The organism is Sporosarcina sp. Y352, assembly GCF_056786535.1.
In genome coordinates this window covers 306,498-318,752 of the sequence record NZ_JBXCJE010000001.1, presented here as the reverse complement: position 1 = coordinate 318,752, position 12,255 = coordinate 306,498, and the positions used below count along the sequence as shown (strand labels likewise).

Genomic DNA, 12,255 nt, shown 5'->3' with positions numbered 1-12,255 from the left:
CTAGGCGTGAAATCACATTTATTCAATATATGTGATTTCATGAACTTCTAAGCAACTACTGAGCTGACTGCCATGTGCAATCAGCTCTTCTTTTTGACTACATACATAGGAAAAGGGTGGAGACATGGACAAGAGATTACAAAAGATTGTCGATGAAGCGCAAGAAATTTTTGGTTTAGATGCGTACAACTTGGAAAGACATTCGATCCGTAAAGAAAGGGACACTTCCGGGAATGCATATTATTCGTTCAATATGGAGTGGTTTCCTAAAGCGTTAAATGAGCCAATCGAAGAAGATTATAATCCTGAGGGCACAGCGATTGTTGAATATGCAATTCAAAAGCAATGCTTTAGTTCTGTGTTATTCGTGCAAGGTAAATCATTTTCCACAAAAACTCACTTTCCCAATCAAAGCGTGGAGGAAGTAACCGTGTGGCTTGAAAAAGAAACTGGACTGCTTTACAAACGAGATTTCAAATTAACGCAAGCGACTGCAAATGGTTTTCAATTTAAATCAGATATCCAAGGAATCTATATTTCCCCGAACTGTATGATTGAAGTTGAATTTGATGATGCAGGAAAGCTGACTTCCTATCATTCGTACGGAATGTTCCCTTCACAGGAACTCATTGAGCTATCGAAATTCACTTTGACACTTGAAGAAATTGAACCAATCGTAAAAAGGCAACTTCAACTAGTAAAACTCCCATCTGAAACTGAAAAACGTTTCGTTCCTGTCTATGCAATGGAAGAAGTATATGTAACGGTGGATGGAGAGCGAGTAATCCCGTTTATGGAACATGAACGTTCTGAAGTGAAAATTGAAGAAATAATTGAATGGGACAAGCCGTTGGAAGAGCCAATCAATCGTGAAGAAATCACATTTTTTTCTGACACAAGCGTAGAAGATGCATTCGGCAACGTCGATACTAAAGAAAAATTGACGATGTCAGATGAGCAAATTGAACAGAGTAAAAGCATCGTACGTGATGTCTTACGGACAGAATATCCTAGTGACTCTGGAAAATGGACGCTATCCAAGCTTCAGCGTCAAGAAAAATTCATCGAAGCACATTGTAAAATCAAAGAAATAGATTCAACGCCTTTCACTCGGAAAGTAGTAGTATTCATGAACCCCGAAACGATGGCGGTGCTAAATTATTTTGATAACGGGTCGATGGCCGAAATTTTTGAAGCATTTTCACCTGCTGAAGAAACTGTAGTGACACATGATGAAGCTTTTGAGAAAATGGTTTCTTACATTACGCTTGATCCTACATATGTCTATGATGAAATCACAGGTAAGTATATCCTATGCGGATTGCTTGATGCTGCAGAAGCGGTAGATGCAGTAACTGGTGAAATTATTTTATTGGAAGATATATAAGACTTTACTACATGTGAAAAAAGAGGATGCCATGAAAATGGTATCCTCTTTTTTTGACAGTGTAAATAATTGCAAAACTAATACTTTACATTTAATCTGTTATAACTTATTATGAAGATAATAAGTTTCCTTAGGGAAACAAAAGTGAGATTCATTTTTTTAACCATAAAGTTTCCCTAGGGCAAAAAAATTTACTGTAAAAGTTGCCTTAAGGAAACTTTTGCATATATATATAGATATATGGAGGTGTGTAAATATGAAAGATGCAATAGTAGTTTCGAATTTGCATGTGTCGTATTTCGGAAAAGAAGTGTTACATGATATTGGATTTAGGATAACTGAGGGGAAATCAGTTGGGATCATTGGACCGAATGGAGCAGGGAAGTCCACTTTGCTTAAAGTATTACTAAATTTGATTTCAAAAGATAAAGGTGATATTACAATCCTTGGCTCCACGTTGAAAGACGTACGTAAACGAATTGCATACGTTCCGCAACGCAGTACAATTGATTGGGATTTCCCTATTACTGTAAAAGATACGGTTCTAATTGGTACGTATCCAACAGTAGGACTATTGAAAAGACCCGGTCGGAAAGAGAGAGAATTGGCTCTGAAATGTCTTGAAAAGGTAGATATGAAAGAGTTTCAGAATCGGCAAATTGGAGAGTTATCTGGCGGCCAGCAGCAGCGTGTTTTCTTGGCCAGAGCACTTGCTCAGCAGGCGGATTTGTTTTTACTCGATGAACCATTTGTAGGGATTGATGCTACGAGTGAAGAGATGATTGTGAAGATTTTAAAAGAGTTACGAGATGAAGGGAAAACGATCATTGTTGTTCATCATGATTTGAATAAAGCGGAAAAGTATTTTGATGAACTGCTGTTATTAAACAAAGAGTTAATTGCGAAGGGCAGTGTCAAAGAGGTATTTACGCCTAAAATGATTTCAAAAGCGTACGGCGGACAATTATCATTTTTAGATGGGGTGATGGCGAAATGATTCATTTCTTTGAAGCTGTCATGCAATATGGTTTTCTGCAAAAAGCGCTCATTACATCTGTGATGGTTGGTATCATTAGTGGCGTTATTGGTTGCTTTATTATATTAAGAGGAATGGCCCTCATGGGGGATGCGATATCTCATGCTGTATTACCTGGTGTCGCAATTTCCTTTATGCTGGGCATCAATTTCTTTATCGGGGCAGTAATAACAGGTATTTTAACGGCTGTAGGTATCGGTTTCATCAACCAGAATAGCCGTATCAAAAATGATTCAGCAATAGGCATCATGTTTACAGCAGCATTTGCTGCTGGGATTATTCTAATCACTTTTCTAAAGAGCAGCACGGATTTGTATCATATCCTCTTTGGGAATGTGTTGGCGGTTAGACCTTCTGATATGTGGATGACACTTGTTGTTGGTATTTTCGTTTTGTTAAGTGTGTTTTTATTTTATAAAGAATTGCTTGTCAGCTCGTTTGACCCGATTATGTCTCAGGCATATGGACTTCCGACTAAAATGATTCATTACTTTTTAATGGTTTTGCTAACACTTGTCACTGTTGCATCGTTACAAACAGTGGGCATCATTTTAGTAGTTGCGATGCTCATTACACCTGCTTCTACAGCTTATTTATTGACTGACCGACTATCTTCAATGATCTTCTTATCAGCAATATGTGGAACGATTTCAGCGGTCATCGGTTTGTATTTGAGTTTTACGTACAATCTCGCTTCTGGCGCAACGATTGTACTCGTCGCAACTGCATTATTTTTTACAGCGTTTATATTATCACCGAAACAAGGACTATTGTGGCGGGCTATTCGAACAAATAAACAAAAATCAGCCGTTTCTTAAATGCAAATTCAAAATAGGGGGAAAGTTTTTTTATGAAAAAAAATATTATGCTGGTTACGATGATTGTTGTAGGAGTCTTTTTGTCGGCATGTGGCCAAGGTACGTCTGCTCCAAAAGAGAAGGGTGAAAAACTGCAGGTTGTTGCAACGTATTCAATTATCTACGATATTGTAAAAAATGTCGGAGGAGACTTGGTTGATGTTCGAAGTCTGGCACCGATTGGATCAGACCCACACCAATACGATCCACTTCCGGAAGATGTCGTTTTGACGACAGATGCGGATGTTGTTTTTTATAATGGGCTAAATTTAGAAGAAGGAAATGCATGGTTTACGAAATTGATGGAAACGGCCGGGAAGTCGGGCGAAGATGCGCCAGTATATCGTGTAAGTGAAGGAGTTAAGCCGATGCTCCTCAATTCGGAGGACCATAAAGGGGAAGAAGATCCCCATGCTTGGCTCGATGTACGAAATGGCATAAAGTACACAGAGAATGTCCGTGACGCATTGAAGAAATTAGACCCAGATAATGCGGCTAAGTATGATGCTAATGCGGATGCTTATAGTGCTGAACTTCAAGCCCTTCATGAAGAGATTATACAAAAAATGAATGAAATTCCTAAAGAACACCGTATACTCGTAACTAGCGAAGGTGCGTTCAAGTATTTCTCAGATGCGTATGATTTTAGTGCGGCTTACATTTGGGAAATCAATTCACATCATGAAGGAACTCCTGAACAGCTGACAAATATCATTTCTACAATTAAAAGCGAAAATGCTCGGGGCTTATTTTTAGAAACGAGTGTCGATCCCCGAAGCATGGAAATGGTATCTCGCGAAACTAATGTGCCAATTAAAGGGAAAATATTTACAGATTCCTTAGGGAAACCAGGTGAAGATGGGGATACGTATATAAAAATGTTGAAATGGAACACGGACATGATTTTTAATGGTTTGAATGACCAATAGACTACAAAGCGGCCTGAACTTTCAAATGGAAAGTTCGGGCCGCTTTTGTCATTTTAGATTAATAAAAATACCATCTAGATTTACATCTTTCTTTAATAATCCATATTCCTTCATCCATTCGGCAGTTACTTTCCATGTTTCTTCATCTTGTTCCCCAAATGTATGAGGAGCTTTCATTTTGGGCAGTAGAATTGACAGAGATTCTTTTTCAACCTCTTCTACGAGTGGGAAATTGGCTGTATCCTGATTTTTCAATAGAATCGATAGTGCTGCTTCAGGATCTTTTTCAATATCATCAAACGCTCTTGCAGAAGCTCGCCAAAATGCTTCAATGTTCTTCTGATCTTTCTTCCATGTATCATCACTCGTTACGACAACAAGCTCATAAAACGAGGGTACGCCGTAATCTGTAGGATCAATCACCCCAGTTGGGTAACCTTCAAATTCGAGCAGGGGTACTTCATGATTGATGTATGCACCAATTACAGCTTCTGCACTTTTCGAAACGAGTGATGAATTCAATTCAAATCCTACGTCTACCATTTTCGTTTTATTATAATCGGCTCCGTCCGCTTCCATCATTGTTTGGAGAATGGCTTCGTTCAGTGGAATCCCTGTATAACCAATTGTCTTCCCCTCTAAATCTTTAGGTGTTTTAATCCCGGTTTCTTTTAGAAATGCGACATGATTAAGCGGAGATCGGACTAGGGCTCCGACCGATTTAACATCTATGTTCTGCTCGGATTTTGCGATAATGACATCCGGTTGATAGGTGATTCCCAGAGTTACTTTACTAGCGGCTGCAAGATTAATGGGATCTGTTGGATTTGCAGGAAATTGAATATCAACTACAATTCCTTCTTCTTTAAAATAGCCTTTTTCCTGTGCGACATACAAGAAACTGTGAACCGCATTTGGATACCAGTCGAGCATGATGCTTACTTTATTGTCTTTTTCTGCATTACAAGCGCTCAGCAGTAAAATAAGTGCGATGCATGATAGGGATAATATGATTTTCCTCAATTTTTAGTCCTCCATTTTAACAGTCGATTTTCAATGAATGTGATTCCCATGAAAAATGTAATTCCAACGAAGGTCAGTACAAGAATAGGTGCAAATACAGCTGCACCATCGAACTGCGTCATCATTCGGCGACTAAAGTATCCAAGACCAGCCTGCGCCCCGAGCCATTCCCCGATTGCTGCGCCAATCACACTCAGTGTAACGGCAATCTTCAATCCTGAAAAGAAGTGGGGTAGGGCAGTGGGAACAGAATATTTCAAGAAAATATCCTGTTTTTTTGCGCCCATTGTTAAAAAAAGCTCGCGCATTTCTTTACTTCCAGAAGATAGCCCGTCGTATGTATTTACAGTAATCGGGAAAAAGGTGATGAGTACTGTAACTGCGACTTTACTCCAAATTGTGTATCCGAACCAGAGTACAAAAATAGGTGCAAGTGCAATAATAGGAATCATTTGTGAAGATATTAAAATCGGATAGAGCGCTTTTCGAACTCTGGGACTGGAAGACATCCAAACGGCGATTGCAACTCCTGAAATAATTGAAATGACTAGTCCGATGATAATTGTTAGCAAAGTCATCGGTAAGTGCTTTAACAACAGTATTTCTTTTAGCTCCCAAAAACGGATTAAAATTTGAATAGGAGAAGGCAAGATGAATGGTTTATCGTAAAGTCTTGCACCTAGCTCCCAGATGCTACCGAATAATACAATGATCAGAAGGGGGGTAATGTTTTTCATTGCATTACCTCCCTACGTAGCGTATTTAGCAATTGTTCCTTTAGCTCAAGCAAATCCGTTCGATGTAAATCACTTCTTGTTCTAGGCCTTTCAAGTGGAACTCTGATTTCTTCGAATGAAGTCACCGGCTCATTTCTTAACAGGAAAATACGGTCTGATAAAAATAGCGCTTCTTCAACGTCATGTGTAATGAATAACACAGTAGATTGATGTATCTTCCATTGATCAATTAGCCACTCTTGCATTGATAACTTAGTTATCGCATCTAATGCAGAAAATGGTTCATCCAGCAGGAGAAGGGAATTTCCGGAAAGGACAGCGCGCAAAAAAGCGACTCGCTGTTTCATCCCGCCAGAAAGTTCTGCCGGATATTTTTTTTCTGTACCGCCAAGACCGAACTCCTTTAATAACGGTAATACCTGATTGCTTGCAGACTGCTGTTTCATCCCTTTTAGTTCAAGTGGGAGACATGCATTTTCTAAAATCGTGCGCCAAGGCAGAAGTAAATCCTGCTGCGGCATATAACCGACGCTACCAAGGCGGCGGTTGTTTTGAACCCCATCGAGTGAAATGGTGCCAGAAGTAGGTTCATCTAATCCTGTTACAAGTCGGAAGATGGTACTTTTACCGGAACCACTAACCCCGATTATTGAAATGAATTCACCGGGTAGTACATTAAATGATAGATTTTCCAGTATGTTGTTGCTTGAATGATAAGCGAATGATACATTGTCAAACGATAACATTGGAGTTTTCAACCTCGGGCCACATCTGTTTCGTATTGGCACTATCCCAAAACATATATTCATAGCGAGTTGTATTAAGGAAGATTTCTTCGAGCTTTAATAGTTCATGTTCAGGTTTTCCTTCTGCAGATTTATTCATCAAATCGATACACCAGATTGCGAGGTCGCCGAAATCTTCGGACGAATACATGCGTATCCAATCACCGTATAACGGATGTTCAGCTGCACCTGGAATCGCATTTAGCTCTTTACCTATTTCCCAGTAACTCCACGCGCATGGAAGAAGTGCAGCCATAACTTCGGCGACAGTACCGTTTTGGCTGACATGTAACATGTAGTGCGTATAGGCAAGCACGATAGGAGAGGGCTTTGCATTTTCTAGTTCATGTTCAGAAATACCGAACCGGAGCGCATAACTACGATGTAGTGCCATTTCTGTATTCAGTGTGCCATCAAGTAGCGTAGCGAACTTGCCCATTGTTTCCAAGTCGTCGGCTTTTACAGCACCAATTGCAAAAACTTTTGCATAATCAATCAAATATAAATAATCTTGTACCATGTAGAATCTAAATTTATCGGGGTCTAGGGTACCATTGCCAATCCCTTGAACGAACGGATGGCTGTGATTCTGTCTCCAAATTGGTGTTATTTTTTCCAGTAAGCGGTCAGTAAACTTCATCTCTCCAACACTCCCTAAAATTGATAGCCAACCAAAAAACCCACTCCTTGAAAAAGAAGTGGGTTGTAGACTGTCAATTGTATCTGCAAAAACAGACTGGCAGAAATATTGTGTCAGCACCTCTTCCTTACGCTGGTATTAACCAGTTCAAGTTATAAGGGTCAAGACACATGCCTCTCTCAGCTCTGTTAGAGCACCCCTAGCGGTGGATCTTATGAAATTGGATTCATCTCTAATATAAGCATAGAAAAATTGGGAGGTCAACCTTAATTTTGGAATTGAAAAAAGGAATGCATGTTTCATTTTTCTCGGTTTGTCCTGTAAAGTAGTAGAAAAGATCATTGAAAGGGGAAATGACAGTGAAGTTTTTCCATACTGCAGACTGGCATTTAGGTAAGCTTGTTCAAGGCATTTACATGACAGACGGACAACGGTATGTTCTTGACCAATTTATAGAGGCAATCATAGAGGAGAAGCCCGATGCGGTCGTCATCGCAGGGGATTTGTATGACCGGGCAGTACCGCCAACAGAAGCCATTGCGTTGCTCGATGAAGTGCTCGAACGAATCACCATAGAACTAGGGACGCCGGTCCTCGCTATTAGCGGTAACCATGATAGTCCTGGGCGTCTCCATTTTGGCAGCGGATTGATGCGAGCAAACGGTTATCATATAGCCGGTCAACTGACGAAAGTTATTGTGCCGGTCGTTTTGACGGATGAATTCGGCGAAGTCCATTTTCACCTGGTTCCATTTGCAGATCCTTCCGTCGTGAAACATATACATGGAGATGAAACGATTGCGAATCATAATGACGCGATGAAAAAAGTGATAGAAGGGATTCGCTCCCAGATGTCAAATAGTGCGCGACACGTTTTTGTTGGACATGCGTTTGTAACACCTCATGGAGAAAGCGAAGACAACACAAGTGATTCGGAACGGCCACTCGCGATTGGCGGTGCGGAATACGTATCGGCACATCTTTTTGAACCGTTCCATTACACGGCACTTGGTCATTTGCATCAGGCGCATTATGTATTGAATGAGTCAGTCCGTTTTGCAGGTTCGCCGATGAAATATTCGATTTCAGAAGAACATCATAAAAAAGGTTTTTTCATTGTCGATATGGACGCTGATGGACACACCATTATTGAAAAACGTGAGTTGAAACCGGAACATGATATGCGGACGGTCGAAGGTACGATGGAAGATATCTTATTGCATCCTATAAGTGAGGATTATGTTTTCGTGAAATTGCTGGATGAAACGCCGGTTTTATTTCCAATGGAAAAAGTTCGTTCGGTCTATCCGAATGCGATGCATGTTGAGCGTAAAATGGTCAAGCCGACTGCGAATAGAGTGGACGAACAACAGAGGACGGAACATGGTAAACACGATGATTTAGCATTATTTAAAGCATTTTACGAAGAAATGAAAGGCGAGGCGGCAGATGCGGAAACGGAAGAAATGTTTGCGCAAGTTCTCCATGAAGTTATGCAGAAGGAGGCGACGGGACTTTGAGACCTATTCAATTGACGATGACAGCGTTCGGTCCGTATAAAGGGATGGAAACAGTCGATTTTAGGGAATTGAAAGACAATCGGCTATTCGTCATTTCAGGCGCGACCGGGGCTGGGAAAACGACGATATTCGATGGAATTTGTTTTGCATTGTACGGCCAGGCGAGTGGAGAAGACCGGACGGATATCCGGGCGATGCGAAGCGACTTTGCTGACGATACAGTCCAGACAGCCGTCGAGCTGACATTTGAGATACATAACAAGAAGTACCGTATCATGCGTCAAATCCCTTATCTGAAAAAAGGAAACAAGTCCGAAACGACTGCGCGCAGCGAGTTTTATGAACTTACGGTAAACGGGGAAGTACCGCTGGTCGATAGGCAAATCGTTTCTGAAATCAACAAAAAGGCGGAAGAACTGATTGGTTTCACACAGGCGCAATTCAGTCAGATTGTTATGTTGCCTCAAGGAGAGTTCCGGAAATTTCTGACATCTGATACAGAAAACAAAGAAACAATTATGCGTAAAATATTCAAGACGGATCAGTACCGTGAAATTGTGGAGCAGTTGAAAGGGCAGAAAGACGGTGCACAGGCGACGCTTACCAAAGAAATGCAATTAAGCGAAGGGCATATTGGTCAAATAACATCCTTACTGCCGGAACGGGAATCCTCAGTTTTTACTGTCTTGGCAAATGAATATTATAACGTGAACCAAGTCGTACTAGGATTGGAAGAGGAACTCACATTTTATCAAGAAAATACAGTTATCGTTAAAAAAAGCTATGATGACGCCTATTTGAAGCATACAAAAATGCAAGAAATGTATCACGCTGCGAAAAGCATGAATGAACGCTTCGTTGAACTGCAGCAAAAAGAGTCGAATTTAAACGGGTTAATAGAACAATTGCCAATTATGGAGCGTAAAGAGCAACAGATAGTCAATGCGGAACGGGCTGTTTCCATTGGTGAAATCGAGATGCAGTTTCTCTCATTGAAAGCGGAAGCTGTAACCAAATCAAATGAATTTCAGATAGCCAAGCAAGCAGTGCAGGTTGCAGCAGAAAAGATGGAAGATGCTAAACACCAATTTCATGTTGAAGAAGGAAGAAAAGTGCAACGTGAAAAACTGGCTGAAAACTTGACTCGATTAAATGACTATCTTCCGGCAGTTGCAAGTTTAGCGGCTAAAGAAGAGGCTTTAGATGTACTGAAAAAAGAAAACATTCGTTTAGAAAAAGAGCTCGCTGCATTGGTTGGGAAAACAGAAGAAGAAAATGGTAAGCTTGACAGTTTGAAACTAGAAATCGATAACTTTGAAAAAAGGCTTGTTATGTATGATGAACGTATTGATCAACTAAATGAAGTGAATGAAAAATGTAAAGTGCTGGATCAATTCATCGCCATGCAAAATCGGGTGAATGTATTGGAAAAAGAAAAGAGCGTCCAAGAAACGAATTATAAGACGTGTAAATCGGAATATGATGCAGTGGAACAACTGTGGTTGGATAACCAGGCAGCGATGTTGGCGGAGTCACTTATAGACGGGGAATCGTGCCCGGTGTGTGGAAGCGAACATCATCCCGTCAAATCGCATAAAACAATTGAAGTGGTCGTATCAAGGGAACAGCTTGAGTCGGAAAAAGCTCGGCTAACAGAAGTCGAGGGGCAATTCCGAAATACGACAATCGCCTATCAAAATGCAGTCGAACAGGGAAATGGCATAGAATTAGAAATGAAACGGCTTACAATAGAAGTAGATGAAAATAATCTGCATGAGTCCAAAGTAAATTTAGAAAGAGAAGTAGCTGTTCTTCGTAATGAAAGGAAACTACTTGTTGAACTAAAAGAGAAAGCAAAAAAGCAAGAAATAATTGCCACGCGATTCGTGACAACTAAATCTGAGATGGAACTGACATTGTTTCAACAGCAATCTTCTTACAATACTCAATTAGCCGTTTTGCAATCGACAGTACAGACAATCCCGGAAGACGTCCGCATCCATTCTCTTTTACAGCAGCGAATTCTCGAAACAGAAAAGAGTAAATCGGAGTTGGACAGTGCTTGGGAAACGGTGCAGAAAGTACGTGAAGAAGCAATACAGCAACTGACAACGGCAAAATCCTCTGAAATTCATTCAGTAAAATCTTTAGAGGAAATAGAAGAGAAGAGAAACCATGCCGAAAATAGATTCAAAGAAGTTTTACAAAAATCGGCGTTTCCGACTGAACAGGCTTATCGTGAGTCAAAAATGACTGAAGCAGACCGTAATTCATTGAAGGAACAAGTTGTGGAGTTTAAACAGCGGCTTCATACTTTGCGCGAAACTGTAGCAGAGTTACGATTGATGCTTGAAGGAAAAGAAATGACGGATCTAGCCACCCTGGAAATAAAAGTGACTGAATTAAAAAATGGCTATGAATCAGCCCTTACTGACTACAATTCATCATCAGAATATGAAAAGATTGCATTTGGTTTGAAAACGAAACTTGTGGAATCGTCTGCAAAAGTGATTGAACTTGAGCGGATATACGGAAAAATTACTGACCTTTACGATGTTGTTAGAGGACAGAACGGATTGAAGCTATCATTCGAACGCTATATTCAAATTGAGTACTTGGAACGAATCATTCAATCTGCGAATGAACGGTTGAAAGAAATGTCGAATGGCCAATTTGCCTTAATCAGAAGTGATAGGCAGGAAGTGAGAGGCAGGCAAAGTGGGCTAGGTCTTGATGTTTACGATGCTTATACAGGACAAACGCGGGATGTGAAGACACTGTCAGGCGGTGAAAAGTTCAATGCATCCCTCTGCTTGGCATTAGGTATGGCGGATGTCATTCAAAGCTTCCAAGGATCGGTTTCAATTGATACGATGTTCATTGATGAAGGATTCGGTTCACTTGATGAAGAGTCACTGAACAAAGCGATTGATACGCTAATTGACCTGCAAAAGTCAGGGCGCATGATTGGTGTCATTTCTCACGTTGAAGAACTGAAAGCGGCATTCCCTGCGATTCTTGAAGTGAAAAAGTCGAAAGAAGGGCATAGTCAAGCAAAGTTTTTGATCAAGTAAACCATAGAGTAGCTTAGGTGAAGTTAACTTTTTACGGAATCGGGATTGTAATTAATGCTGCGGACGAAATCGTTAGTAGGCTGGGCGTTGCGCGTTTCCTAGATTGCGCCATGAGTTGATTTATGTCTTGGACTTAAGTTGTACAAGGGTTTCAGAAGACGGTAAACATAAATTATTTTTATTGATTAAAGGAATATTTAGATTTGTAAAAAGATACCTGTTGCTGTTATGAGCTACAACAGGTATCTTTAATTAACTCAAAGTGAT

Annotated in this window: 10 protein-coding genes and 1 riboswitch; of the genes, 6 read left to right on the top strand and 4 right to left on the bottom strand. The window is 40.4% G+C overall.

The genetic code is table 11. The features are described 5' to 3' along the window. Nucleotides 1-124: 124 nt before the first annotated feature. The 4 genes from AC1TO6_RS01670 to AC1TO6_RS01655 all read left to right on the top strand — a co-directional run bounded on the left by AC1TO6_RS01670 (nucleotide 125) and on the right by AC1TO6_RS01655 (nucleotide 4,209). Nucleotides 125-1,387, top strand: coding sequence for a hypothetical protein (locus tag AC1TO6_RS01670; RefSeq protein WP_482099866.1), 1,263 nt, complete (start codon nucleotides 125-127; stop codon nucleotides 1,385-1,387). Nucleotides 1,388-1,643: 256 nt separating this feature from the next. After that, nucleotides 1,644-2,384 carry a metal ABC transporter ATP-binding protein gene (locus tag AC1TO6_RS01665; protein ID WP_482099865.1) on the top strand — a complete coding sequence of 247 codons (741 nt, stop codon included), beginning with the start codon at nucleotides 1,644-1,646 and terminating at the stop codon, nucleotides 2,382-2,384. Continuing rightward, entirely contained in the window at nucleotides 2,381-3,241 is an 861-nt protein-coding gene (locus AC1TO6_RS01660) for a metal ABC transporter permease (RefSeq protein ID WP_482099864.1), read from the top strand. Before AC1TO6_RS01665 ends, AC1TO6_RS01660 begins: the two co-directional genes overlap by 4 nt. A gap of 32 nt (nucleotides 3,242-3,273) precedes the next feature. Next, on the top strand, nucleotides 3,274-4,209 hold the full coding sequence (locus tag AC1TO6_RS01655; RefSeq protein ID WP_482099863.1) for a metal ABC transporter substrate-binding protein: 936 nt from the start codon (nucleotides 3,274-3,276) through the stop codon (nucleotides 4,207-4,209). A gap of 48 nt (nucleotides 4,210-4,257) precedes the next feature. On the opposite strand, the gene AC1TO6_RS01650 is transcribed toward AC1TO6_RS01655, so the two are convergent. From AC1TO6_RS01650 to tenA, 4 genes are read right to left on the bottom strand one after another with little or no spacing between them, the layout of a single operon-like run. Further along, nucleotides 4,258-5,232, bottom strand: coding sequence for an ABC transporter substrate-binding protein (locus AC1TO6_RS01650; RefSeq protein ID WP_482099862.1), 975 nt, complete (start codon nucleotides 5,230-5,232; stop codon nucleotides 4,258-4,260). Further along, nucleotides 5,229-5,969 carry an ABC transporter permease gene (locus tag AC1TO6_RS01645; protein ID WP_482099861.1) on the bottom strand — a complete coding sequence of 247 codons (741 nt, stop codon included), beginning with the start codon at nucleotides 5,967-5,969 and terminating at the stop codon, nucleotides 5,229-5,231. The genes AC1TO6_RS01650 and AC1TO6_RS01645 overlap by 4 nt, the downstream gene beginning before the upstream one ends. Continuing rightward, on the bottom strand, nucleotides 5,966-6,715 hold the full coding sequence (locus AC1TO6_RS01640; RefSeq protein ID WP_482099860.1) for an ABC transporter ATP-binding protein: 750 nt from the start codon (nucleotides 6,713-6,715) through the stop codon (nucleotides 5,966-5,968). The genes AC1TO6_RS01645 and AC1TO6_RS01640 overlap by 4 nt, the downstream gene beginning before the upstream one ends. Continuing rightward, nucleotides 6,702-7,394 (bottom strand): thiaminase II, encoded by a 693-nt coding sequence (tenA, locus tag AC1TO6_RS01635; protein ID WP_482099859.1) that lies wholly within the window; start codon nucleotides 7,392-7,394, stop codon nucleotides 6,702-6,704. The genes AC1TO6_RS01640 and tenA overlap by 14 nt, the downstream gene beginning before the upstream one ends. 107 nt (nucleotides 7,395-7,501) lie before the next feature. Next, a riboswitch (TPP riboswitch) is annotated at nucleotides 7,502-7,605 on the bottom strand. 148 nt (nucleotides 7,606-7,753) lie between these two features. On the opposite strand from tenA, the gene AC1TO6_RS01630 reads away from it, so the two are divergent. Next, the gene (locus AC1TO6_RS01630) at nucleotides 7,754-8,914 is read left to right on the top strand and encodes an exonuclease SbcCD subunit D (protein WP_482099858.1); all 1,161 of its coding nucleotides are present in this window, start codon (nucleotides 7,754-7,756) and stop codon (nucleotides 8,912-8,914) included. Then, a complete protein-coding gene (locus AC1TO6_RS01625; protein WP_482099857.1) occupies nucleotides 8,911-11,988 on the top strand; it encodes an AAA family ATPase in 3,078 nt (1,025 codons plus the stop codon). Before AC1TO6_RS01630 ends, AC1TO6_RS01625 begins: the two co-directional genes overlap by 4 nt. The last annotated feature ends 267 nt before the right edge of the window (nucleotides 11,989-12,255 follow it).

Coding starts and splice junctions, on each gene's coding strand:
- AC1TO6_RS01670 (WP_482099866.1), top strand. CDS start 125: ATGGACAAGAGATTACAAAAGATTGTCGATGAAGCGCAAGAAATTTTT.
- AC1TO6_RS01665 (WP_482099865.1), top strand. CDS start 1,644: ATGAAAGATGCAATAGTAGTTTCGAATTTGCATGTGTCGTATTTCGGA.
- AC1TO6_RS01660 (WP_482099864.1), top strand. CDS start 2,381: ATGATTCATTTCTTTGAAGCTGTCATGCAATATGGTTTTCTGCAAAAA.
- AC1TO6_RS01655 (WP_482099863.1), top strand. CDS start 3,274: ATGAAAAAAAATATTATGCTGGTTACGATGATTGTTGTAGGAGTCTTT.
- AC1TO6_RS01645 (WP_482099861.1), bottom strand. CDS start 5,969: ATGAAAAACATTACCCCCCTTCTGATCATTGTATTATTCGGTAGCATC.
- AC1TO6_RS01640 (WP_482099860.1), bottom strand. CDS start 6,715: ATGTTATCGTTTGACAATGTATCATTCGCTTATCATTCAAGCAACAAC.
- tenA (WP_482099859.1), bottom strand. CDS start 7,394: ATGAAGTTTACTGACCGCTTACTGGAAAAAATAACACCAATTTGGAGA.